The organism is Salmonella sp. SAL4457 (assembly GCF_046548235.1).
Classification (GTDB): domain Bacteria; phylum Pseudomonadota; class Gammaproteobacteria; order Enterobacterales; family Enterobacteriaceae; genus Salmonella; species Salmonella enterica.
On sequence record NZ_JBGDZO010000002.1, the window covers coordinates 540,705 to 563,841 of the forward strand.

24 protein-coding genes are annotated in these 23,137 nt (G+C 55.5%); 14 read left to right on the forward strand and 10 right to left on the reverse strand.

Annotated features, from left to right (window positions below):
* The first annotated feature begins 64 nt into the window (after positions 1-64).
* On the forward strand, positions 65-970 hold the full coding sequence (gene avrA, locus ACLJNW_RS10215; protein ID WP_077910376.1) for a type III secretion system YopJ family effector AvrA: 906 nt from the start codon (positions 65-67) through the stop codon (positions 968-970).
* A 98-nt stretch (positions 971-1,068) separates the two neighbouring features.
* On the opposite strand, the gene sitD is transcribed toward avrA, so the two are convergent.
* Genes sitD through sitA form a run of 4 tightly spaced genes read right to left on the reverse strand, consistent with a single transcriptional unit; the run spans position 1,069 to position 4,500 of the window.
* Positions 1,069-1,917, reverse strand: coding sequence for an iron/manganese ABC transporter permease subunit SitD (gene sitD / locus ACLJNW_RS10220; protein ID WP_000480210.1), 849 nt, complete (start codon positions 1,915-1,917; stop codon positions 1,069-1,071).
* Complete coding sequence (sitC, locus tag ACLJNW_RS10225) at positions 1,908-2,768, reverse strand: iron/manganese ABC transporter permease subunit SitC (protein ID WP_001104336.1); 861 nt, start codon at positions 2,766-2,768, stop codon at positions 1,908-1,910. The genes sitD and sitC overlap by 10 nt, the downstream gene beginning before the upstream one ends.
* Entirely contained in the window at positions 2,765-3,586 is an 822-nt protein-coding gene (gene sitB / locus ACLJNW_RS10230) for an iron/manganese ABC transporter ATP-binding protein SitB (protein ID WP_000083151.1), read from the reverse strand. The genes sitC and sitB overlap by 4 nt, the downstream gene beginning before the upstream one ends.
* The gene (gene sitA, locus ACLJNW_RS10235; RefSeq protein ID WP_023203980.1) at positions 3,583-4,500 is read right to left on the reverse strand and encodes an iron/manganese ABC transporter substrate-binding protein SitA; all 918 of its coding nucleotides are present in this window, start codon (positions 4,498-4,500) and stop codon (positions 3,583-3,585) included. Before sitA ends, sitB begins: the two co-directional genes overlap by 4 nt.
* A gap of 181 nt (positions 4,501-4,681) precedes the next feature.
* On the opposite strand from sitA, the gene ACLJNW_RS10240 reads away from it, so the two are divergent.
* The gene (locus ACLJNW_RS10240) at positions 4,682-5,026 is read left to right on the forward strand and encodes a nitrous oxide-stimulated promoter family protein (protein WP_023203979.1); all 345 of its coding nucleotides are present in this window, start codon (positions 4,682-4,684) and stop codon (positions 5,024-5,026) included.
* Positions 5,027-5,087: 61 nt separating this feature from the next.
* Here the strand turns inward: ACLJNW_RS10240 and flhA are convergent, their stop codons facing one another.
* From flhA to hypA, 6 genes are all read right to left on the reverse strand, one after another.
* Complete coding sequence (gene flhA / locus ACLJNW_RS10245; RefSeq protein ID WP_024154726.1) at positions 5,088-7,166, reverse strand: formate hydrogenlyase transcriptional activator FlhA; 2,079 nt, start codon at positions 7,164-7,166, stop codon at positions 5,088-5,090.
* A 218-nt stretch (positions 7,167-7,384) separates the two neighbouring features.
* Positions 7,385-8,395: a hydrogenase expression/formation protein HypE gene (gene hypE, locus ACLJNW_RS10250; protein ID WP_001059962.1), complete on the reverse strand. Its 1,011-nt coding sequence runs from the start codon at positions 8,393-8,395 to the stop codon at positions 7,385-7,387.
* Entirely contained in the window at positions 8,392-9,513 is a 1,122-nt protein-coding gene (hypD, locus tag ACLJNW_RS10255) for a hydrogenase formation protein HypD (RefSeq protein WP_001212962.1), read from the reverse strand. Before hypD ends, hypE begins: the two co-directional genes overlap by 4 nt.
* Entirely contained in the window at positions 9,513-9,785 is a 273-nt protein-coding gene (gene hypC / locus ACLJNW_RS10260; protein WP_000334871.1) for a hydrogenase 3 maturation protein HypC, read from the reverse strand. The genes hypD and hypC overlap by 1 nt, the downstream gene beginning before the upstream one ends.
* A complete protein-coding gene (gene hypB, locus ACLJNW_RS10265; RefSeq protein ID WP_000337636.1) occupies positions 9,776-10,648 on the reverse strand; it encodes a hydrogenase nickel incorporation protein HypB in 873 nt (290 codons plus the stop codon). Before hypB ends, hypC begins: the two co-directional genes overlap by 10 nt.
* A 68-nt stretch (positions 10,649-10,716) precedes the next feature.
* A complete protein-coding gene (hypA, locus tag ACLJNW_RS10270) occupies positions 10,717-11,073 on the reverse strand; it encodes a hydrogenase maturation nickel metallochaperone HypA (RefSeq protein WP_000544461.1) in 357 nt (118 codons plus the stop codon).
* Positions 11,074-11,282: 209 nt separating this feature from the next.
* Here hypA and hycA point away from each other — a divergent pair, with 209 nt between their 5' ends.
* The 12 genes from hycA (at position 11,283) to hypF (ending at position 23,134) form a co-directional block, all read left to right on the forward strand.
* Positions 11,283-11,744, forward strand: a complete 462-nt coding sequence (hycA, locus tag ACLJNW_RS10275; RefSeq protein ID WP_000158074.1) for a formate hydrogenlyase regulator HycA — start codon at positions 11,283-11,285, stop codon at positions 11,742-11,744.
* 145 nt (positions 11,745-11,889) lie between these two features.
* A complete protein-coding gene (gene hycB, locus ACLJNW_RS10280; RefSeq protein ID WP_001079163.1) occupies positions 11,890-12,498 on the forward strand; it encodes a formate hydrogenlyase subunit HycB in 609 nt (202 codons plus the stop codon).
* A complete protein-coding gene (gene hycC, locus ACLJNW_RS10285) occupies positions 12,498-14,324 on the forward strand; it encodes a formate hydrogenlyase subunit 3 (RefSeq protein ID WP_023203977.1) in 1,827 nt (608 codons plus the stop codon). Before hycB ends, hycC begins: the two co-directional genes overlap by 1 nt.
* Positions 14,325-14,326: 2 nt before the next feature.
* Positions 14,327-15,250, forward strand: a complete 924-nt coding sequence (locus ACLJNW_RS10290; RefSeq protein ID WP_000110563.1) for a respiratory chain complex I subunit 1 family protein — start codon at positions 14,327-14,329, stop codon at positions 15,248-15,250.
* 17 nt (positions 15,251-15,267) lie between these two features.
* Positions 15,268-16,977, forward strand: coding sequence for a formate hydrogenlyase subunit HycE (gene hycE / locus ACLJNW_RS10295; protein WP_001288155.1), 1,710 nt, complete (start codon positions 15,268-15,270; stop codon positions 16,975-16,977).
* Positions 16,978-16,986: 9 nt separating this feature from the next.
* The gene (gene hycF / locus ACLJNW_RS10300; protein WP_000493773.1) at positions 16,987-17,529 is read left to right on the forward strand and encodes a formate hydrogenlyase subunit HycF; all 543 of its coding nucleotides are present in this window, start codon (positions 16,987-16,989) and stop codon (positions 17,527-17,529) included.
* The gene (gene hycG / locus ACLJNW_RS10305) at positions 17,529-18,296 is read left to right on the forward strand and encodes a formate hydrogenlyase subunit HycG (RefSeq protein ID WP_000067419.1); all 768 of its coding nucleotides are present in this window, start codon (positions 17,529-17,531) and stop codon (positions 18,294-18,296) included. The genes hycF and hycG overlap by 1 nt, the downstream gene beginning before the upstream one ends.
* A complete protein-coding gene (locus ACLJNW_RS10310; protein ID WP_001291915.1) occupies positions 18,293-18,703 on the forward strand; it encodes a formate hydrogenlyase maturation HycH family protein in 411 nt (136 codons plus the stop codon). Before hycG ends, ACLJNW_RS10310 begins: the two co-directional genes overlap by 4 nt.
* Positions 18,696-19,166: a hydrogenase maturation peptidase HycI gene (gene hycI, locus ACLJNW_RS10315; protein WP_023203976.1), complete on the forward strand. Its 471-nt coding sequence runs from the start codon at positions 18,696-18,698 to the stop codon at positions 19,164-19,166. Before ACLJNW_RS10310 ends, hycI begins: the two co-directional genes overlap by 8 nt.
* Before the next feature lie 26 nt (positions 19,167-19,192).
* Positions 19,193-20,002 carry a hypothetical protein gene (locus ACLJNW_RS10320; RefSeq protein ID WP_000902281.1) on the forward strand — a complete coding sequence of 270 codons (810 nt, stop codon included), beginning with the start codon at positions 19,193-19,195 and terminating at the stop codon, positions 20,000-20,002.
* Between the two features lie 200 nt (positions 20,003-20,202).
* Positions 20,203-20,748, forward strand: coding sequence for an electron transport protein HydN (gene hydN / locus ACLJNW_RS10325; protein ID WP_001078791.1), 546 nt, complete (start codon positions 20,203-20,205; stop codon positions 20,746-20,748).
* Positions 20,749-20,893: 145 nt separating this feature from the next.
* Positions 20,894-23,134, forward strand: a complete 2,241-nt coding sequence (hypF, locus tag ACLJNW_RS10330; RefSeq protein WP_023203975.1) for a carbamoyltransferase HypF — start codon at positions 20,894-20,896, stop codon at positions 23,132-23,134.
* Positions 23,135-23,137: the final 3 nt, after the last annotated feature.

Here is a 23,137-nt window from a genome sequence, read left to right on the forward strand (position 1 = left end):
GTAGCCTGGCTCAATCATTGAGGCATATTTTTGCAGGCAATATATTGAATCTGAAAAGTTAAAGATGATATTTTCGGTGCAGGAGCTATCATGTGGAGGGAAAAGTATGCTAAGTCCTACGGCTCGTAATATGGGGGCGAGTTTATCGCCGCCTGACGTCAGCGGGGAGCTAAACACCGAAGCATTGACCTGTATTGTTGAGCGTCTGGAAAGTGAAATTATAGATGGCAGCTGGATTCATATCAGTTACGAGGAAACCGATCTCGAAATGATGCCTTTTCTTGTTGCACAGGCCAATAAGAAGTATCCAGAGTTAAATCTTAAATTTGTTATGTCAGTCCATGAGCTTGTTTCCTCTATAAAGGAGACCAGAATGGAAGGCGTTGAATCTGCCCGATTTCTCGTAAATATGGGAAGTTCAGGTATCCATATTTCAGTCGTCGATTTTAGAGTTATGGACGGAAAGACATCGGTGATTTTGTTCGAACCAGCAGCGTGTAGCGCTTTTGGACCTGCTTTACTGGCGTTGAGGACCAAAGCAGCTCTTGAACGTGAACAATTGCCTGATTGTTATTTTGCTATGGTCGAGCTGGACATTCAACGAAGCTCTTCTGAATGCGGTATTTTTAGCCTGGCGCTCGCCAAAAAACTTCAGCTTGAATTTATGAACTTAGTAAAAATTCATGAAGATAATATTTGTGAACGTCTGTGTGGTGAAGAACCTTTTCTCCCGTCCGATAAAGCAGACCGCTATCTGCCGGTGAGTTTTTACAAACATACTCAAGGCGTACAACGATTAAATGAATATGTGCAGGCCAATCCGGCGGCGGGAAGCAGTATAGTAAACAAAAAGAATGAAACGCTTTATGAGCGATTCGATAACAATGCCGTTATGCTAAACGATAAAAAACTCTCTATATCCGCTCATAAAAAAAGGATAGCTGAATATAAGTCTTTACTTAAACCGTAATGAAATTATGAGGTTGCCTGCCAGAGGAAATCCTTCCAGCGCCATAAAACTACTCTATATTATGACCGTATGTTTCCTGAATAGCAGGCAAAAAAGTGTTAACCTTGCGCCTCTGGTACGATTTCATTACTCCTGTCGCGCCATGTTGCGTAAATAAATACCACAATAAACACGATGGCAAATAATACCACGATGGTCGGCGCTGGCGCGCTATCAAGGTAAAAAGACAGATAGACACCCGCAAAAGCGGTAATAACTGACAGACTCACCGCTAATCCCAGCGCGCGCGCAAAGCGTCGCGTCAGCAAAATGGCAATTGCGCCGGGGGCGATAAGTAGTGAGATTGACAGAATAATGCCCACCGATTTCAGCGTGGCGACGATAGTCAGCGCAATCATACATAGCAGGCCATAATGCAGTAGCGTGGTATTCAGCCCGCTGGCTTTCGCCTGGTGCGGGTCAAAAGCGTGTAGCAGGAGATCTTTCCATTTCAGCCCTATGATTAACGCAATACCCAGCGCAATAACCGACGTTTGTACGATATCCCCCAGCGATACGCCCAGCATATCCCCAAACAGGATGTGATCCAGATGCACTTCCGATTGAATAGAAACATAGAGCACCAGACCTGCGCCAAACATCCCGGAAAAGACGATGCCCATCACCGTATCACGTTTGATGCGGCTGTTATCGTCCAGATAGCCGGTGGCGATAGCGCAAAATAATCCGGCAATGAAAGCGCCAATCGCCAGGGGGATCCCCACAATATATGCCAGCACGACCCCGGGGAATACCGCATGACTCATTGCGTCGCCCATTAACGCCCAGCCTTTTAACACTAAAAACACGGACAGTAAGGCGCAGGGAATCGCTACAATGACCGAAACCATAAGGGCGTTCACCATAAAATCAAACTGAAAGGGTTCCAGTAACGTTGTTAAGAACATGTCGGCTCCTTCTGCAGGCGGGCGCGTCGACGGTTGGCTAACAGACCGTGTTTCGGGGCGAAAATAAAGGCCGTGATGAACAGTAAGGTTTGCATGACGACAATAATTCCGCCAGTGGCGCCATCCAGCCAGTAGCTAAGCCATGCGCCCAGAAAACTGGTCAGGCTGCCAATCACGACGGCAATCATGAGCAGACGTGGAAAACGGTCGGTGAGTAACCAGGCCGTCGCGCCCGGCGTGACGACGAGACAGATCACCAGGAACGCCCCAACGGTTTGCAGGGCCGCCACGGTAGAGACGGACAATAGAGTGAAAAACAACAATTTTAGTCGACCCGGATTAAGCCCGATAGAACGCGCATGGGTCTCATCGAAAAAGACGACCATCAAATCTTTCCACTTTAACAGCAGAATCGTCAGCGAGACTGCGCCGATAATCGCCAGTTGCGCAATATCCGCTGGCGCGATCGCCAGCACGTTGCCGAGAATAATCGTCTGGATATTCACCGACATCGGATTGAGCGACACCATAAAAAGGCCGACGCCAAAAAAAGAGGAGAAGATAAGCCCGATAATCGCGTCTTCTTTCAGGCGTGAGCGTTGGTTAAGAAAGAGCATACTGCCTGCCGCCAGTCCGCCGGAAAGAAACGCGCCGAGCGAGAAGGGCAGCCCTAACATCCAGGCGCCAGCGACGCCAGGCACAATAGAGTGAGATAGCGCATCGCCAATGAGCGACCAGCCTTTGAGCATCAAATAGCAGGAGAGAAACGCGCACAGACCGCCCACCATTGCGGAGACCCACATCGCGTTGAGCATATACTGGTAGCCAAACGGCTCAACAAGCCAGTTCATGACGATTTTCCTCCGCTGGCCACGCGCCGGGAAATAAAGGGGCGCTCGTCATCGGTGATGATGTGCTCTTCGCCTCCGCTTAGCGCGATATGGCGTAGAACGCCGCTAAACGCCTGTTCCAGATTCGCGGCGGTAAACGTGGTTTCGGTAGGGCCGCTGGCCAGTACGGTTCCTTTAATCATTACCGTATAGTCGCAAAACTCGGTGACGGAGCCGAGATTATGCGTTGAGACCAGCATCGTGCGGCCTTCATCGCGCAGTTCCCGTAGTAGATCGATGATTCGCGCTTCGGTTTTTACATCCACGCCGGTAAAAGGTTCATCCAGCAGGATTACTTGTCCATCCTGAGCGATGGCCCTGGCAAGAAACACACGTTTTTTCTGCCCGCCGGACAGCTCGCCAATCTGCCTGTGACGATATTCCTGCATATCCACCCGCGCCAGCGCGGCGTCAACACAGGCGTGATCATGCGCACTGGGACGGCGTAGCCAGCCCATATGGCCGTAGCGTCCCATCATCACCACATCTTCTACCAGCACCGGAAATGACCAGTCCACTTCTTCCGATTGCGGAACATAAGCAATGAGGTTTTTTTTCAGTGCCTTGTTGACTGACTGTTGCAGGATAGTGATATCGCCCTGCGCAAGATGCACAAAGCCCATTAACGCTTTAAATAACGTAGACTTACCGGAACCATTTACGCCTACCAGCGCGGCGATTGAACCGCCAGGCACCTGAAAAGTGGCGTCCCGTAGGGCGGTATGACCGTTGCGATACGTCACCGTGACTTGATCAACGGTAATCGCAGATTGACTCATTGTTTACTCCTCAGTCCGTCGTTAATGCCGTTGACGATGGTTTCGGTCGTGACGCGCAGCAGATCCAGATAGGTTGGCACAGGGCCGTCAGCGGCGCTCAGAGAATCGACATACAGTACGCCGCCATAATGCGCGCCGGATTCACGCGCGACCTGGCGGGCGGGTTTATCGGAAACCGTACTCTCGCTAAAGATGGCGGGAATATGGTGCTTTTTAATGGTATCAATCACTTTACGCACCTGTTTTGGCGTCCCCTGTTGATCGGCGTTAATTGGCCAGAGATAAAGCTCTTTCATGTCATTATCGCGCGCCAGGTAAGAGAACGCGCCTTCACTGGTGACCAGCCAGCGCTGATCGGCGGGAATTTTTTCCAGTTCGGCACGCAACGGATCGGCCATCTGGCGAATTTTCGCTTTATAGCGTTCGGCATTTTGCTTATAGATCTGCGCATTATCCGGATCGTACTTCACCAGGGCGTCGCGAATGTTATCGACATAAATCAGCGCGTTTTCTGCCGACATCCAGGCGTGCGGGTTCGGTTTACCGTTATACGGGCCTTCGGTAATGCCCATCGGTTTGACGCCGGTAGAGACGACGACTTCCGGTACGCCGGAAAGGTGCTGATAAAAGCGGGCAAACCATCGCTCCAGGTTCAGACCATTCGCGAGGATAAGCTGTGCCCCCTGCGCTCGTTTAATATCGCCGGGCGTTGGCTGATACTCATGGATTTCAGCGCCGGGCTTGGTAATTGAGCTGACTTCCGCTGCGTCGCCCGCCACGTTTTTCGCCATGTCGGCAATAACGGTAAACGTGGTGATGACTTTAAATTTCTCTTTTGCATAGGCTGGCGATAGCGCGAGTATCGCAACAATACCGGCAAGCAGGAGTGTTTTCAGACGATGTAGATTCGTCATAGTATCCCTCGCAACAATGTGGTTAATTAATCATCGAATATAGCCTTTGCTATGTTATATAGCACAAGGCATGAATAAATGAAAATAATTCTTATTTGCGTAATGGCGACGATATGCAGTGATAGTGCTAAAGAGGGATAAGGTGTAAAATAAATGCTTCTTAATGTTCGGAGAGAGCACGATGCCTGGTAAACGTATCGCTCGTGAAAAACTGACGATCAAAAAAATGATCGCGCTGTATGAAAGCCAGTGTCCACAGGCGTCAGCGGTGCAGGGGCATTACGACGCGCTGTTCACCTACGCGCAAAAACGTCTTGATAAATGCGTATTTGGCGAGGAAAAACCCGCCTGTAAGCAGTGCCCGGTGCACTGCTATCAGCCGGCTAAACGCGAGGAGATGAAGCAGATTATGCGTTGGGCAGGTCCGCGAATGCTTTGGCGGCATCCTGTCCTGACCGTGCGGCACCTTATCGACGATAAGCGCCCCGTTCCGGAATTGCCGGAAAAATATCAGCGCAAGAAGTGAAGGGGAAGCGCCAGGCCTACGGCGCGCATCATCTCCTGGCCGGATCAGATCCGGCAACCCGTTACGCTAACGCGTCTTTATCAATACCCAATCGCTTCATACGCGACAGCAGGGTGGTTCGTTTAAGCCCCAGACGCTGCGCCGCGCCTTTTGGTCCAGCCACTACGCCATTGGTCTCTTTCAGCACGCGTATAATAAGCTGATATTCATCTTCGCCTTCTTTGGCGCTTTCAGTCGCAACAGGCGAGGTATCGGGCGTTACGGCGGTAATATCCGGTAGCGACAGTTGTAGCACATTGCCGCGCGTCAGCAGCACGGCGCGCTCGACGACATTCTCCAGCTCGCGAACGTTCCCCGGCCATTCCATGCTGCTAAGCGTGCGCAGCGTTTCGGCGGGAATGCTGTCGATATTACGCCCCATTCGGCGGGCGATTTTGAAAGTGAACGCTTTGACCAGTAGTGGAATATCTTCCGGACGTTCGCGCAACGGAGGAAGCTGGATCGGAAAAACATTCAGCCGATAGTAGAGATCGTTACGGAATTCGCGATCGGCGACCATTTTTTTCAGATCGCGGTTAGTCGCGGCGATCAGCCGCACGTCGGTCTGGATCAGTTTATTGCTGCCGAGACGTTCAAACTCTTGCTCCTGAAGGACGCGCAGCAGCTTAGGCTGTAGCTCCAGCGGCATGTCGCCCACTTCATCCAGAAACAGCGAGCTTTTATCCGCCAGCTCGAAACGGCCAATCCGCTGCGCGCTGGCGCCGGTAAACGCGCCGCGCTCATGACCAAACAAATCGCTTTCCAGCAGCCCCGCCGGCATCGCGGCGCAGTTCATCTTTACCATCCTGCGCCCGCTACGTCCGCTCAGGTTGTGAATGGCGCGGGCAATCAACTCTTTACCGGTTCCCGTTTCGCCCAGAATCAGCACGGTACTGTCGCTCTGCGCCACCATCTCAACCTGCTTTAGCACGTTGTACATCGCTTCGCTGCGTCCGATGATCTCGCCAAACTCGCTGTCGACGTTATTAAGCTGCTCCGTGAGCGCCAGGTTTTCGTCGACCAGGCGTTCCTTCAGTCGGTGGATTTCCTGATAGGCCAGCGCATTATCCACGGCAATGGCTACCCGTTCGGCAATCTGACGCAGCAGCTTGAGGTTGGCGGTGGTAAACACTTTTTCTTCGCACTGGGCCAGTTTGAGCACGCCAAGCATCGTCTTGCCGGACATCAACGGCAGCAGGCAAAGCGTCTGGATCTGATTGCCCCAGGTATCGAACAGCATGCGTTCGTAGGGGGCAAGCGGATCGCGTTCGTTGAGGTTGATAAGCAGCATCTCTTTACTTTTAAAGACGTGCTCCGTGAGCGTGCCGGCTTCGTCGACTTCGCTCTGTTCGTGCGCCGGATGATGCTCATCAAGGTAGTGGGTGGAGTAGATATTCAGCTTATTTTTGCGATGGCTGCGCAACACGATGCTGATTGCGTCGATATTGAAATAGTGGTGGATCTCTTTTGCGACTTCGCTTACCAGCTCATCAATATCCAGACGCGACAGGACGGCGTTGGTAATCGCAACCAGAATACGGAAGTTATCGCGTTCGCGGCACAATAGATCATAATCGACATTATTGTTTACCCGGTTTTGAATTTGCTCGGCGACCACGCCGACAATTTGGGTAAACGTATGCAGACGGTCATATTCCTTTTCACTCCAGGGGCGATCTTCCTGACGGATGAATTCGCAGCCGCCGAAAATACGGCCCTCCGCGGCTAAAGGAAGCAGACAGTAATGACCAAATTCAGGGTAGAGGCCGCTCGCGGCAAGCTGCGGCCAGGTTTCGGTAAACTCATGGAAATTACAGTGCAATGCATCGGGGCGAGAAAGGATGCGACGTACCGGGCCGTGCGCCAGTACGGTTTCATCTTCATATTCAACAGGACGGCCATTTTCTCGCGTCGCATAATATTGTGCGCGTTGCGACTGCGCCTGCCATAGCACAATGCCGGCGCTGTCGGCGAGCGCTGAACGCTTTACCAGTTGCGAAAGCGCTTCACTGAGCGACGCCAAATCGGGCTGCTGCAATAAGGTACGAGTGATATCGAACAAGCCTTGCTGTCCAAGATCGCTCATGGGTGTATACGACATGTTGCTTTTCCAGGAAAATACCGCAAAACGGTGCGAAAACGGTAAATGAATTATAGGTATAAGTCGTAAGTTATTGCCGGATGGCTGACCGCAAACTCGCTGGTCACACACTCCGTAGGCCTGATAAGCAAAGCGCCATCAGGCGTTCATGCAGCGTTAATGCCGGATGTCGACGCAAATGCGTCTTATCCGGCCTACAGTATGCTGCCAACAGGCTGCTAGCATATACGAGGTAATGGTTCGGCGTGTGGCAAATCAAGGGTTCGCTTCACGCCATAGAGTCCGGCTAAGCGAACGCCTTTGCGCTCCACGACTTCGCCAATCAGCGCTGCATCACGTCCCAGCGGATGCGCGCGTAATGCCGCCAACGCCCGATCTGCGGCCTGCCGTTCAACGGCAATCACCAGTTTTCCTTCGTTGGCAAAGTTCAGGGCATCCAGCCCCAACAGCTCGCAGACGCCGCGCACGGCAGGTTTGAGCGGCAGTGCGGATTCGGACAATTCAATACCGTAACCGCAGGACGCCGCAAACTCATGGGCGACCGCATTCACGCCGCCGCGCGTGGCGTCACGCAATGCCTTCACTCCGTCAATATGACGCAGCGTCTGAATAAGCGGCGTTAATACTGCGCAGTCGCTCGCCAGCTCGCCATCCAGTCCCAGTTGCTCACGCAGGTTGAGGATAGTGGCGCCGTGATCGCCAAGCGTACCGCTGACTAACAGCACATCGCCAACGCTCAGCGTTTGCGCGCCCCAGCGAATATCGGCGGGAATCGCCCCCATGCCGGCAGTGTTGATAAACAATTTATCCGCCGCGCCGCGCTGCACAACTTTGGTGTCGCCGGTTACAATGGCGATACCCGCTTCCCGCGCGGTCGCCGCCATGCTATTGACCACGCTTTTTAACGTCTCCATCGGCAGCCCTTCTTCAAGGATAAAGCCGCAGGAGAGATAGCGGGGGATCGCGCCGCTCACCGCAACGTCGTTCGCCGTACCGCAAATCGCCAGTTTGCCGATATTGCCGCCGGGGAAAAAGAGCGGATCGATCACATAGCTATCGGTAGAAAACGCCAGACGGTCGCCCTCCGCCGTCAGCTGCGCCAGCTCCAGACGCGCCTGATCTTCTTGTTCCGCCAGCCACGGGTTGGCAAAGGCCTCCATAAACAGGCTATTAATCAACTGTTGCATAGCCTGGCCGCCGCTGCCGTGGGCGAGTTGTATATTGTTCAAACTTCACACTCCTGCTGACGATACTGATACCAGGCGGCGCATGCGCCTTCGGAAGAGACCATCAGCGCGCCGAACGCGGTCTCTGGATTACATGTTTTACCAAATAGCGGGCACTGATGCGGCTTGCATCTGCCGGTCAGCACTTCGCCGCAGCGGGCGCGCGGATCGTCATAGACCTGCTGCGGCGCTGGGCGGAAATGCGCTTCGGCGTCAAAGCGCTGATACTCCGGCGTCAGGTGGACGCCGGAGGATTCAATCACGCCCAGGCCGCGCCACTCGCTGTCGCCATTAACGCAGAACACATCGGCGATGGCCTGCTGCGCCAGCATGTTTCCGGCATCCGGCACCACGCGACGGTATTGGTTTTCAACCTGGCTTAGGGCCGCTATTTTCTGCTCAACCAGCATGACCACGCCTTGCAGTAGATCAAGCGGTTCGAATCCAGCCACCACTAACGGGCGATTAAAATCGGCGGCGATAAACTGGTACGCCTCGGTGCCGATGACCATGCTGACGTGGCCTGGCGCAAGAAAGGCGTCAATGCCGTTGTCCGGCTGCTCCAGTAGGCTACGCAGCGTCGGGATCAGCGTAATGTGCTGGCAGAAAAAGTAGAAGTTTCGCACGTCACGCTGTTTTGCCTGCTGCAGCGTGATGGCGGTGGTCGGCATGGTGGTTTCAAAGCCCAGCCCGAAAAATACCACTTTGCGGGTCGGGTTATCCTGCGCCAGCTTCAGCGCGTCCATCGGAGAATAAACAATACGCACATCCGCGCCGCGCGCTTTAGCCTGCAACAGAGAACCCTGTTTCCCCGGCACGCGCATGGCATCGCCAAAGGTGCAGAAAATCACCTCCGGATGACTGGCGATTTCCACGCAACTGTCGATACGTCCCATCGGCAGCACGCAGACCGGACAACCGGGGCCGTGAATAAACTCCACGTTTTCGGGCAGTAACTGATCGAGACCAAATTTAAAAATCGCGTGGGTATGACCCCCGCAGACTTCCATAATGCGCAACGGACGTTCGGCAGTGTAAGGAAGAAGGGCGGCGCGTTCACGCAGGTGTTCAATGAGCTGCATTACCTGTTCCGGCGCACGGTACTCGTCAACAAAACGCATTATCTCTCCTCACCATACAGCAGTGCGCCGACGTCCGGCTCAACATCAAACATATTTTGTAGCGCGTCGAGCGTGTCGCGCGCTTCCGCTTCGTTAATGACGCTCATGGCGAATCCGACATGAACCAGCACCCACTGACCCAGACGCGGCTGACCGTTTTCATCACAACTGCCGACTAATGTGAGATCGACGTCGCGCTGAATGCCGCAGACGTCAACTTTTGCCTGATTGCCGTCAATGGCGCGGATTTGACCCGGCACGCCTATGCACATCGCTGCGCCTCCAGCCAGGCCAGCCACTGATCCATGCCTTCGCCGCTGGTGGCGGAAATCAGGATAATTTCAATCTCCGGGTTCACTTCACGCGCGCTGGCGATGCACTTCTCAACGTCAAAATTGAGGTAGGGTAGCAGATCGACTTTATTGAGCAGCATGAGCGACGCAGCGGCAAACATATGGGGATATTTCAGCGGCTTATCTTCACCTTCGGTCACGGAAAGCACTGCGACTTTATGCTTTTCGCCCAGATCGAAGCTGGCCGGGCAGACAAGGTTACCGACGTTTTCGATAAACAGAATACCATGGTCATCCAGCGGCAGGCGCGGCGCGGCGTCGGCGATCATTTGCGCGTCAAGATGACAGCCTTTACCGGTGTTGACCTGAATGGCGGGCGTGCCGGTAGCGCGGATGCGGGCGGCGTCGTTCACTGTCTGCTGGTCGCCTTCAATTACCGCGCACGGTACACGGTCTTTCAATTTCATTAGCGTTTCGGTCAGCAAGGTGGTTTTACCGGACCCGGGGCTTGACACCAGGTTGAGCACCAGTTGCTGGCGGGCGGCGAAACGGGCGCGGTTGCGCTCAGCCAGACGATTATTTTTGTCCAGCACGTCGATTTCAACCTCCAGCATCCGCCGCTGACTCATACCAGGCGCGTGGGTTCCGGCTTCGCCGTGGCCGTAATGCAGATCGCCTTCTGCGGTCTGACTTGGGGCAAAGTCAGGCGTTTTAATGCCGGTAATATTCAGCGCCGGGCGAGCCGCTGGGGCAAAGGGCGCGCTACGAAACGCTGAGTGCGGATTATGTTCATCGCCTTCTATATAAAGGTTGCCTTCAGCGCAACCGCAAGTCGTACACATCGCTTACTCCTGATCTTTTTCTTGTTACAGGCTTTCTGCCGGATGGCGACGCGAGCGTCTATCCGGCATTAATCTTCAGTTTCATCAATCTCTATGCGCCGAATTTGTAAGCCGTCATCGGCCACAATTCGCAGCGTATCGCTATGACATTGCGGACAACGACGTACACGGTGGGTTAACAACGTGACATATTGTTGACAATGCTCACACCAGCATTCGGCTTCCTGTTCTTCGAGGTGCAGTTTACAACCTTCTGCTATCGTGCCGCGGCATACCAGATCAAAACAAAAGGAAAGAGCGCTGGTTTCCACGCAAGAAAATGCGCCAATTTTGATCCAGACGGCTGTCACACGTTTTGCACCGTATGCTGAAGCCTGTTGTTCAATCAATTCCAGTGCCCGTTGGCAGAGGGTGATTTCGTGCATATCGCCTCCCGTAGTGGTTGCCCCTGTAAAGCAATATTTATGCCAATATTTGTATCCCCTGGCAGGTCAATGTCGACAATGACGAAATGACATGTCGTCACCGCGTCGAAACGGCAGTAACTGTGCGCGTCTTCCATTAAAAACAATAAGTTAAAAATTGGCATGGAAAATGCTTAACGCAGGCATCTCTGTTAAACGGGTAACCTGACATGACTATTTGGGAAATAAGCGAAAAGGCCGATTACATCGCGCAACGGCATCGTCGCCTACAGGACCAGTGGCATATTTACTGCAACTCGCTGGTTCAGGGGATCACCCTCTCGAAAGCGCGCCTGCATCACGCAATGAGCTGCGCGCCGGAAAGGGATCTTTGCTTTGTCCTGTTTGAGCACTTTCGTATTTACGTCGCGTTGGCGGATGGTTTTAACAGCCACACCATTGAGTACTACGTTGAAACCAAAGATGGCGAAGATAAGCAATTGATTGCACAGGCGCAGCTCGATATCGACGGCAAGGTTGACGAACGGGTTAACAACCGCGATCGCGAGCAGGTACTGGAGCACTATCTGGAAAAAATCGCCAGCGTTTACGACAGCCTCTATACCGCTGTAGAAACCAACTCGCCGGTTAATTTGCGCCAATTGGTAAAGGGACACAGCCCGGCGGTATAAGCCTGAGGCGTTGCCCGCTTTGATTCGCGATGTGGCGTTGCGCCATGTCATGAATGTTTTGGGGATGGGCGTGTCGATAAGTGTCGAAAATGACATTTCAACGGCATGTTTTCGTCAAAAATGACAATCACCTGAGGAATGCCTGGTGAATCGTTTTGTAATTGCTGACTCCACTCTCTGTATCGGCTGCCACACCTGTGAGGCCGCCTGTTCAGAGACGCATCGCCAGCATGGCCTGCAGTCAATGCCGCGCCTGAAAGTGATGCTGAATGAAAAAGAATCTGCGCCGCAGCTTTGTCACCACTGTGAAGATGCGCCATGCGCCACGGTATGCCCGGTTAACGCGATTAATCGCGTTGACGGCGCTGTCCAGCTTAATGAAAGCCTGTGCGTGAGCTGCAAACTGTGCGGTATTGCCTGTCCGTTTGGCGCTATTGAGTTTTCCGGCAGCCGTCCGCTGCATATTCCAGCGAACGCCAATACGCCGAAAGCGCCGCCCGCGCCGCCAGCGCCTGCGCGCGTCAGTACGTTGCTCGACTGGGTGCCGGGCGTACGCGCTATCGCGGTGAAATGCGACCTGTGCAGCTTTGACGAGCAAGGCCCGGCCTGTGTGCGGATGTGCCCGACTAAAGCGCTACACCTGGTGGATAACACGGATATCGCCCGCGCCAGCAAACGTAAACGTGAGCTGACGTTTAATACCGATTTTGGCGATCTCACCTTGTTTCAGCAGGCTCAGAGTGGGGATGCATAATGAGTTCACTTTCACTGATTACTAGCGGCGTCGCGTGGTTTGCCGCCGCCGCCGTTCTGGCGTTTCTGTTTTCGTTTCATAAAGCGCTGAGCGGCTGGATTGCCGGTATCGGCGGCGCGGTCGGCAGCCTGTGTACGGCTGGCGCGGGGTTCACCGCACTGACCAGCGCCGTTACGGTTAGCGGCGTGATGCCGTTTACCGGCCACATGCTGCAAATAACGCCGCTGAATGCTATCTGGCTGATTACGCTGGGGCTGTGCGGTCTGTTCGTCAGCCTGTTCAATATCGACTGGCATCGCCATCCACAGGTAAAAGCCAACGGACTGTTGGTCAACCTGCTGATGGCGGCAGCCGTCTGCGCCGTGGTCGCCAGTAATCTGGGGACGATGGTGGTGATGGCGGAAATCATGGCGCTCTGCGCCGTGTTCCTCACCGGCGGTAGCAAAGAGGGCAAACTGTGGTTTGCGCTGGGCCGTCTCGGTACGTTGCTGCTGGCAATCGCCTGCTGGCTGGTGTGGCAGCGCTACGGCACGCTGGATCTGGGGTTGCTGGATCAACGCGCTCAGCAACTGCCGCTGGGCTCCGATATCTGGCTGCTCGGCGTTATCGGCTTTGGTCTGCTGGCCGGGATTATCCCGCTACACGGTTGGGTGCCGCAGGCGCACGCCAACGCCAGCGCTCCCGCCGCCGCGCTGTTCTCGACCGTGGTGATGAAAATCGGGCTGCTGGGCATTCTCACGCTATCTCTGCTTGGCGGCAATGCGCCGCTGTGGTGGGGCGTGGCGCTGTTGGTGCTTGGGATGATCACCGCCTTTGTCGGTGGTCTGTACGCGCTGATGGAGCATAACATTCAGCGCCTGCTGGCCTATCACACGCTGGAAAATATCGGCATCATTTTGCTCGGTCTGGGCGCAGGCGTTACCGGGATTGCTCTCAATCAGCCGGTACTGATCGCGCTGGGTCTGACCGGCGGGCTCTATCACCTGCTGAACCATAGCCTGTTCAAAAGCGTGCTGTTTCTGGGCGCGGGCAGCATCTGGTTCCGTACCGGTCATCGCGATATCGAAAAACTGGGCGGTATTGGTAAACGGATGCCGGTTATTTCTATCGCCATGCTGGTCGGTCTGATGGCGATGGCTGCGTTGCCGCCGCTGAACGGCTTTGCCGGCGAGTGGGTGATTTACCAGTCCTTCTTCAAACTGGGCAACAGCGGCGCGTTTGTTGGTCGTCTGTTAGGACCGCTGCTGGCGGTTGGCTTGGCGATTACCGGCGCGTTGGCGGTGATGTGTATGGCGAAAGTTTACGGCGTGACGTTCCTTGGCGCGCCGCGCACGAAGGAAGCTGAAAACGCCAGCTGCGCGCCGATCCTGATGGGCGTCAGCGTGGTTGCGCTGGCTATCTGCTGCGTACTGGGCGGGGTTGCCGCGCCGTGGCTGCTGCCGATGATTTCCACTGCGGTACCGTTGCCGCTGGAAACCGCGCACACCACCGTATCGCAGCCGATGATCACGCTGCTGTTGGTCGCCTGTCCGCTACTGCCGTTCATCATTATGGCGATGTTCAAAGGCAACCGTCTGCCGTCGCGTTCTCGCGGCGCGGCCTGGGTGTGCGGCTACGACCATGAGCAGTCGATGGTGATTACCGCGCACGGTTTCGCCATGCCGGTGAAAGAGGCCTTTGCCCCGGTACTTAAACTGCGTAAATGGCTTAACCCGGTATCGCTGGTGCCGGGCTGGCAGAACGCGGCGGCCGCGGTGCTGTTCCGTCGTCTGGCGCTGATTGAGCTGGCGGTGCTGGTGGTGATTGTGGTTTCACGAGGAGCCTGAAAATGAGTGTGTTTTATCCGTTAATTCAGGCGCTGGTGCTATTTGCCGTTGCGCCATTGCTGTCCGGTATTACTCGCGTGGCGCGCGCCCGTCTACACAATCGCCGTGGGCCGGGCGTGTTGCAGGAGTACCGCGACATTATCAAACTGCTCGGTCGTCAGAGTATTGCGCCCGCTGATTCCGGCTGGGTTTTTCGCCTGACGCCGTTTGTGATGGTCGGCGTGATGCTGACTATCGCCACCGCGCTGCCGGTCGTCACCGTTGGATCTCCGTTGCCGCAACTGGGTGATTTAATCACCCTGATTTATCTGTTCGCGATTGCGCGCTTCTTCTTCTCTATTGCAGGCCTGGATACCGGCAGTCCGTTCACCGCGATCGGCGCCAGCCGTGAAGCGATGCTCGGCGTGCTGGTGGAGCCGATTCTGCTGCTGGGTCTGTGGGTCGCCGCGCAGGTTGCGGGTTCAACGCATATCAGCAATATCGCCGATACCATTTATCACTGGCCTGTCGCGCGCAGTATTCCGCTGATTCTGGCGCTGTGCGCCTGCGCCTTCGCCACCTTTATCGAAATGGGCAAGCTGCCGTTCGACTTGGCGGAAGCGGAGCAGGAGTTGCAGGAAGGGCCGTTGACCGAATACAGCGGTAGCGGCTTTGCGGTGCTGAAATGGGGCATCAGCCTTAAGCAACTGGTGGTGCTGCAAATGTTCGTCGGCGTGTTTCTGCCGTGGGGACAGATGGAAACCTTCAGCGCAGGCGGACTGTTGCTGGCGCTGGTGATTGCCGTCGTCAAGCTGATTGTCGGCGTACTGGTGATCGCCCTGTTTGAAAACAGCATGGCGCGACTGCGTTTTTGCGCCACTTCACGCGTGACCTGGGCCGGTTTTGGGTTTGCGTTTTTAGCCTTCGTCTCCTTGCTGGCGGCGTGATTTAAGAGAGTTTGAGCATGTCTGAAGAAAAATTAGGTCAACAATACCTTGCGGCGCTGCACCAAGCGTTTCCGGGCGTCGTGCTGGACGAAGCCTGGCAGACCAAAGATCAGCTGACTATTACGGTAAAAGTGAACTATCTGCCGGAAGTGGTGGAGTTTCTTTACTACCAGCAGGGTGGGTGGTTGTCGGTGCTGTTCGGTAATGACGAACGCCAGTTGTGCGGCCACTATGCCGTTTATTACGTGCTGTCGATGGAGCAGGGCACGAAGTGCTGGATTACCGTTCGCGTTGAAGTAGATGCCAATAAGCTGGAATTCCCATCCGTTACGCCGCGCGTGCCGGCTGCCGTGTGGGGTGAGCGCGAAGTACGCGACATGTACGGTTTAATCCCGGTCGGTCTGCCGGACGAGCGCCGTCTGGTGCTGCCGGACGACTGGCCGGATGAACTCTATCCGCTGCGTAAAGACAGCATGGATTATCGTCAGCGCCCGGCGCCGACCACCGATGCGGAAACCTACGAGTTCATTAACGAGCTGGGTGACAAGAAAAATAACGTGGTGCCGATTGGCCCGCTGCATGTCACCTCCGATGAACCGGGCCACTTCCGTCTGTTCGTCGATGGCGAAAACATTATCGACGCCGACTACCGCCTGTTCTACGTCCACCGTGGTATGGAAAAACTGGCGGAAACCCGCATGGGTTATAACGAAGTCACCTTCCTGTCGGATCGCGTGTGTGGTATCTGCGGCTTCGCGCACAGCACTGCCTACACCACTTCCGTGGAAAACGCGATGGGCATTCAGGTGCCGGAGCGTGCGCAGATGATCCGCGCCATTCTGCTGGAAGTGGAGCGTCTGCACTCGCACCTGCTGAACCTAGGCCTCGCCTGCCACTTTACCGGCTTTGACTCCGGCTTTATGCAGTTCTTCCGCGTGCGTGAAACCTCCATGAAAATGGCAGAGATCCTTACCGGCGCGCGCAAAACTTACGGACTGAACCTGATCGGCGGGATTCGCCGCGATCTGCTCAAAGAGGACATGATCCAGACCCGTCAACTGGCGCAGCAGATGCGTCGTGACGTGCAGGAGCTGGTTGACATGCTGCTGAGCACGCCGAATATGGAACAGCGTACCGTGGGTATCGGTCGTCTGGACCCGGAAATTGCCCGTGACTTCAGTAATGTCGGCCCGATGGTGCGCGCCAGCGGTCACGCCCGCGACACCCGCGCCGACCACCCGTTTGTGGGCTATGGCCTGCTGCCGATGGAAGTGCACAGCGAGCAGGGCTGCGATGTGATTTCTCGTCTGAAAGTCCGTATCAACGAAGTTTACACCTCGCTGAATATGATCGATTTCGGTCTGGATAATCTGCCGGGCGGCCCGCTGATGGTGGAAGGCTTTACCTATATTCCGCACCGTTTTGCGCTCGGCTTTGCCGAAGCGCCGCGTGGCGATGATATCCACTGGAGCATGACCGGCGACAACCAAAAGCTTTACCGCTGGCGCTGTCGTGCCGCGACCTACGCCAACTGGCCGACGCTGCGCTATATGCTGCGCGGCAACACCGTCTCCGATGCGCCGCTGATTATCGGCAGCCTCGACCCTTGCTACTCCTGTACCGACCGGATGACCGTGGTCGATGTGCGTAAGAAGAAGAGCAAAGTCGTGCCGTACAAAGAACTTGAGCGCTACAGCATTGAGCGTAAAAACTCGCCGCTGAAATAAGGAATCGCCATGTTTACCTTTATCAAAAAAGTTATCAAAACCGGCACGGCGACCTCGTCTTATCCGCTGGAGCCGATTGCGGTTGATAAAAACTTCCGCGGCAAGCCGGAACATAATCCGCAGCAGTGCATCGGCTGCGCCGCCTGCGTTAATGCCTGCCCGTCGAACGCGCTGACGGTGGAAACCTTACTGGCAACCAATGAGCTGGCGTGGCAGTTCAATCTTGGCCGCTGCATCTTCTGCGGTCGCTGCGAAGAGGTGTGCCCGACGGCGGCGATTAAACTGTCGCAAGAGTACGAACTGGCAGTGTGGAAGAAAGAAGACTTCCTGCAACAGTCCCGCTTCGCGCTGTGCAACTGCCGCGTGTGCAATCGTCCTTTCGCGGTACAGAAAGAGATCGACTACGCCATTGCGCTGCTTGCGCACAACGGCGACAGCCGCGCGGAAAACCACCGCGAAAGCTTTGAGACCTGCCCGGACTGTAAGCGTCAGAAATGCCTGGTGCCGTCCGACCGTATTGAACTGACTCGCCATATGAAAGAGGTCAGCTAATGAGTAATTTATTAGGCCCGCGTGACGCCAACGGCATTCCGGTACCGATGACGGTGGATGAATCCATCGCCAGCATGAAAGCGTCTCTACTGAAAAATATTAAGCGTTCGGCATACGTTTACCGCGTGGACTGCGGCGGCTGTAACGGCTGTGAAATCGAAATCTTTGCGACGCTGTCGCCGCTGTTTGATGCCGAGCGTTTCGGTATCAAAGTGGTACCGTCGCCGCGTCATGCCGATATTCTGCTGTTTACCGGCGCGGTGACCCGCGCCATGCGTTCTCCGGCACTGCGCGCCTGGCAGTCGGCGCCGGACCCGAAAATCTGTATCTCTTATGGGGCCTGCGGCAACAGCGGCGGCATCTTCCACGATCTGTACTGCGTCTGGGGCGGTACCGACAAAATCGTCCCGGTGGATGTGTATATTCCAGGCTGCCCGCCAACGCCTGCGGCGACGCTGTATGGCTTTGCGATGGCGCTTGGCCTGCTGGAGCAGAAAATCCACGCCCGCGCGCCGGGTGAGCTGGACGATCAGCCCGCAGAGATCCTGCATCCGGATATGGTGCAGCCGCTGCGCGTGAAGGTGGATCGCGCGGCGCGCCGGCTGGCGGGTTATCGCTATGGTCGTCAGATCGCCGATGATTACCTGACACAGTTGGGGCAGGGCGAGCAGCAAGTGGCGCGTTGGCTGGAAGCGGAAAACGATCCGCGTTTAACCGAAATTGTCACCCATCTCAATCATGTTGTTGAAGAGGCGCGTATCCGATGAGCGAAAAGGTGGTGTTCAGTCAACTGAGCCGTAAGTTTATTGATGAGAACGATGCGACGCCTGCCGAGGCGCAGCAGGTTGTCTATTACAGCCTGGCGATTGGTCACCACCTGGGGGTCATCGATTGTCTGGAGGCCGCGCTCACCTGCCCATGGGATGAGTATCTGGCGTGGATCGCCACCCTGGAAGCCGGTAGCGATGCCCGGCGTAAAATGGAAGGCGTGCCGAAGTATGGCGAGATCGTCATCGATTTCAACCATGTGCAAATGCTGGCGCGCGCGTTTGATGAGGCGCGCGCCGCGCAGACCCCGCAGCAGCAAGAATGGAGCAAACTGATGCTCAGTATGCTGCATGACATTCATCAGGAAAGCGCCATCTACCTGATGGTGAGGAGGCTTCGTGACTGACGTTTTACTCTGTGTCGGCAACAGCATGATGGGCGACGACGGCGCAGGCCCATTACTGGCGGAAATGTGCGCGGCGCAGCCGAAGGGGAATTGGGTGGTGATTGATGGCGGCAGCGCGCCGGAAAACGACATTGTGGCGATTCGCGAACTGCGCCCGCAGCGTCTGTTGATTGTCGACGCCACCGACATGGGACTTAATCCGGGCGAGATCCGCATTATCGATCCGGATGATATCGCCGAAATGTTTATGATGACCACCCACAATATGCCGCTCAACTACCTTATCGATCAGCTGAAAGAGGATGTCGGCGAGGTGATTTTTGTTGGTATCCAGCCGGATATCGTCGGGTTTTATTATCCGATGACTCAACCGATTAAGGACGCGGTAAACATCGTCTATCAGCGCCTGGAAGGCTGGCTGGGAAACGGCGGATTTGCCGCGCTGGAAGCGCCGGAGGCGTAAAATGCGCACATATTTAGGGAGAATTTGTGTTACACGGCAAAGGTTGTAAGAAGGACGTGAAGATTATCGTATGGAGCGGACTGCTATTTCTCTGCCTCGCCGCACGCGCACTGGCCACCGGTGTTGTCGGTTACCTGCCGATGAGCGACGGTGAATATGCGCAAAAGCGTGCGCTAAAGCCTCTGTTGACCCTGCCTTATTCTGTATCGCCCGACCAGACATGGCATTTTCGCCAGGTCGGAGTCAGTGGCGTGACGCTACTGCCGGAGCCGAAAAAAGATAACGAATGGCGGATTAGCGGAAAAGACAGAGCCGGTAATTCGTGGGTTGTCCCGGTGGGAAGGCTGATTAATTTGGCGGGTAATGCGCAATTTTATCGCGCTGACCTCGATCGTAACGGCATTCAGGATCTGGTTATCTGGTTGGGCAATCCTGGGTTGGGCCTGGCGCCGAGCGCGCAATACATCATTTTCACCTTTCTCAATAATGGCCGCCCCTGCGTCTTTGAACCGTGGGGGTTTTATACCGCCACCGATACTGGCGTCGATGATTTGCTTGATTTACAGGGCAATGGGCGCACGCAACTGTTGGATATGCAGTTTGACTCAGGCTACTGGATAACCAATTTATATCAGGTGAAGGACGCCCGCTGGCAGCGCGTACACGGCTGGTTTGGCCGGTTGAGTTATCCGGCGCTGACCCGTTTTAATCACTATCCTGGCCGTAAATTAATTATCAAACCTATTGCCGGAAGGAATCCGCAAACGGACGATCTTTCCCTTACGCAGCGCTGTTTAATACGCGGTAACGTATTGCCAGGCGTTAATCAGGATTGATGCCAGTTGCGGTGCAGAGTTGGCTAGCTATCACTGCAAATCTTGACCACCACTGGCGACATTACGTGTCATCGACACTTGTGACGATGACACGTAAATGCTCACGAAAATAGAAATAATATTCTTAAATAACAATGAAATAAAAATTGGCACGATTCGTGTATATATCGGCACATCATCTGTTATTGCTGGAGAATTTGATGAACCGTTTCATCATTGCAGACGCGAGTAAGTGCATTGGTTGCCGTACCTGTGAAGTGGCTTGCGTCGTATCCCATCAGGAAAATCAGGATTGCGCATCGCTGACCCCTGAAACCTTTTTACCTCGTATCCATGTCATCAAAGGCGTGAATGTTTCCACGGCAACGCTGTGTCGCCAGTGTGAAGACGCGCCGTGCGCCAACGTTTGCCCGAATGGCGCCATCAGCCGTGACAAAGGCTTTGTTCATGTGATGCAGGAGCGCTGTATTGGCTGTAAAACTTGCGTAGTGGCATGTCCTTACGGTGCCATGGAAGTGGTGGTACGTCCGGTGGTTCGCAATAGCGGCGCGGGGCTGAACGTGCGTGCCGAAAAAGCCGAAGCCAACAAGTGCGATCTGTGTCACCACCGTGAAGCCGGTCCGGCCTGTATGGCCGCTTGCCCAACGCACGCCCTCATCTGCGTTGACCGCAATAAGCTTGAACAGCTGAGCGCGGAAAAACGCCGTCGTGCGGCGCTGGATTCAACGGCATCGCTGCTTTTCTGATTTCTGCGATTGCGCGTAGAATACGCCACAAAGCATTGCCGGATGGCGGCATCAATGCCTTATCCGGTCTACGGTCCGTGCGGTTGTAGGCCTGATAAGCGTCGCGCCATCAGGCATCCGGGTTCGATGATGGCGGGAAAATAAGATGGCGATAGACACACCTTCCGGCGTACAGCTACGCATTCGGGGCAAAGTACAGGGCGTCGGTTTTCGTCCTTTTGTCTGGCAGCTGGCGCAGCAGTTGCGATTACACGGCGACGTGTGTAATGACGGCGACGGCGTCGTCGTTCGGCTGCTGGAAGAACCGTCGCAATTTATTGCCGCGCTCTATCAGGATTGCCCGCCGCTGGCGCGCATTGACAGCGTTGAACACGCGTCGTTGGTATGGGAGCGCGCGCCGACGGATTTCGCTATTCGTCAGAGCGCAGGCGGTTCGATGAACACGCAAATCGTGCCGGATGCGGCGACCTGCCCGGCATGTCTTGCCGAGATGAATACCCCAGGCGAGCGGCGCTACCGTTATCCTTTCATCAATTGCACCCACTGTGGACCACGCTTCACCATTATTCGTGCTATGCCCTATGACCGGCCATTTACGGTGATGGCGGCGTTTCCCTTGTGTCCGGAATGCGACAGCGAATACCGCGATCCGTACGATCGCCGTTTTCATGCCCAGCCCGTTGCCTGTCCGTCATGCGGGCCGCATCTTGAGTGGCGGAGCCAACATGAACGAGCGGAAAAAGAGGCGGCTTTGCAGGCGGCGGTCGCCCAACTGAACGCCGGAGGCATTATTGCCGTTAAAGGGCTGGGTGGTTTTCATCTGGCCTGCGACGCGCGCAACGATAACGCAGTGGCGATGCTGCGGGCGCGTAAACATCGTCCGGCGAAACCATTGGCGGTGATGTTGCCCACGGCGCAAACGCTGCTGACCGCGGCGCGTTCGCTGCTGACCACGCCAGCGGCCCCGATTGTGCTGGTGGATAAGCAGTATATACCTTCGCTGAGTGAGGGCATCGCGCCAGGACTTACGGAGGTGGGTGTGATGCTGCCAGCCAACCCATTGCAACACCTCTTGTTGCAGGAGCTCAATTACCCGCTGGTGATGACATCCGGCAACCTGAGCGGCAGACCGCCCGCCATCACCAACGAACAGGCGCTGGACGATTTACACGATATTGCCGATGGTTTTCTGTTGCACAATCGCGACATTGTACAGCGCATGGACGACTCTGTCGTGCGCGACAGCGGCGAAATGCTGCGTCGTTCGCGGGGATACGTGCCGGACGCGATTGCGTTGCCGCCCGGATTTCGCGATGTGCCGCCGATACTTTGTCTGGGCGCGGATCTGAAAAACACGTTCTGTCTGGTACGCGGCGAACAGGCGGTTGTCAGCCAGCATTTAGGCGATCTCAGCGATGACGGTATCCAGGCGCAGTGGCGCGAGGCATTGCGTCTGATCCAGTCAATCTACGATTTTACGCCAGAGCGTATCGTCTGTGATGCGCATCCGGGCTATGTTTCCAGTCAGTGGGCCAGTGAGATGCGTCTGCCGACAGAGACGGTGTTACACCATCATGCCCATGCGGCGGCTTGCCTGGCCGAGCATGGTTGGCCGCTGGACGGCGGAGAGGTGATTGCCCTGACGGTAGACGGTATCGGCATGGGTGAGAATGGCGCGCTATGGGGCGGAGAATGTTTGCGGGTCAATTATCGCGAATGCGAGCATTTAGGCGGTTTACCCGCCGTGGCGCTGCCGGGAGGCGATCTGGCTGCCAAACAGCCGTGGCGTAATCTGTTAGCGCAGTGCCTGCGCTTTGTGCCGGACTGGCAGGATTACCCGGAGACAGCGGGGCTGCAACAGCAAAACTGGAGTGTCCTGGCGCGCGCCATTGAGCGCGGCGTCAATTCCCCGTTGGCCTCTTCCTGCGGGCGGTTGTTTGACGCGGTGGCTGCCGCGCTTCGCTGCGCGCCAGCATCGCTTAGCTATGAGGGCGAGGCCGCCTGCGCGCTGGAGGCGCTGGCCTCTCAATGCGCTAACGTTGAGCATCCGGTAACGATGCCGCTTAACGGCGCTCAACTGGACGTCGCTGTTTTCTGGCGGCAATGGTTGAACTGGCAGGCCACGCCCGCGCAACGCGCCTGGGCTTTTCATGATGCGCTGGCGTGCGGGTTTGCCACGCTAATGCGCCAGCAGGCTACGGCGCGGGGGATAACCACTCTGGTCTTCAGCGGCGGGGTGATACACAACCGCTTACTTCGCGCGCGTCTTGCCTTTTATCTTTCTGATTTTAAATTGTTATTTCCGCAGCGGTTACCGGCGGGCGACGGCGGGCTGTCGTTTGGACAGGGCGTGATTGCCGCAGCGCGAGCGTTAAGTGAAGTGTAGGGC

Coding starts and splice junctions, on each gene's coding strand:
- avrA (WP_077910376.1), top strand. CDS start 65: ATGATATTTTCGGTGCAGGAGCTATCATGTGGAGGGAAAAGTATGCTA.
- sitD (WP_000480210.1), bottom strand. CDS start 1,917: ATGTTCTTAACAACGTTACTGGAACCCTTTCAGTTTGATTTTATGGTG.
- sitC (WP_001104336.1), bottom strand. CDS start 2,768: ATGAACTGGCTTGTTGAGCCGTTTGGCTACCAGTATATGCTCAACGCG.
- sitB (WP_000083151.1), bottom strand. CDS start 3,586: ATGAGTCAATCTGCGATTACCGTTGATCAAGTCACGGTGACGTATCGC.
- sitA (WP_023203980.1), bottom strand. CDS start 4,500: ATGACGAATCTACATCGTCTGAAAACACTCCTGCTTGCCGGTATTGTT.
- ACLJNW_RS10240 (WP_023203979.1), top strand. CDS start 4,682: ATGCCTGGTAAACGTATCGCTCGTGAAAAACTGACGATCAAAAAAATG.
- flhA (WP_024154726.1), bottom strand. CDS start 7,166: ATGTCGTATACACCCATGAGCGATCTTGGACAGCAAGGCTTGTTCGAT.
- hypD (WP_001212962.1), bottom strand. CDS start 9,513: ATGCGTTTTGTTGACGAGTACCGTGCGCCGGAACAGGTAATGCAGCTC.
- hypC (WP_000334871.1), bottom strand. CDS start 9,785: ATGTGCATAGGCGTGCCGGGTCAAATCCGCGCCATTGACGGCAATCAG.
- hypB (WP_000337636.1), bottom strand. CDS start 10,648: ATGTGTACGACTTGCGGTTGCGCTGAAGGCAACCTTTATATAGAAGGC.
- hypA (WP_000544461.1), bottom strand. CDS start 11,073: ATGCACGAAATCACCCTCTGCCAACGGGCACTGGAATTGATTGAACAA.
- hycA (WP_000158074.1), top strand. CDS start 11,283: ATGACTATTTGGGAAATAAGCGAAAAGGCCGATTACATCGCGCAACGG.
- hycC (WP_023203977.1), top strand. CDS start 12,498: ATGAGTTCACTTTCACTGATTACTAGCGGCGTCGCGTGGTTTGCCGCC.
- ACLJNW_RS10290 (WP_000110563.1), top strand. CDS start 14,327: ATGAGTGTGTTTTATCCGTTAATTCAGGCGCTGGTGCTATTTGCCGTT.
- hycE (WP_001288155.1), top strand. CDS start 15,268: ATGTCTGAAGAAAAATTAGGTCAACAATACCTTGCGGCGCTGCACCAA.
- hycF (WP_000493773.1), top strand. CDS start 16,987: ATGTTTACCTTTATCAAAAAAGTTATCAAAACCGGCACGGCGACCTCG.
- hycG (WP_000067419.1), top strand. CDS start 17,529: ATGAGTAATTTATTAGGCCCGCGTGACGCCAACGGCATTCCGGTACCG.
- ACLJNW_RS10310 (WP_001291915.1), top strand. CDS start 18,293: ATGAGCGAAAAGGTGGTGTTCAGTCAACTGAGCCGTAAGTTTATTGAT.
- hydN (WP_001078791.1), top strand. CDS start 20,203: ATGAACCGTTTCATCATTGCAGACGCGAGTAAGTGCATTGGTTGCCGT.
- hypF (WP_023203975.1), top strand. CDS start 20,894: ATGGCGATAGACACACCTTCCGGCGTACAGCTACGCATTCGGGGCAAA.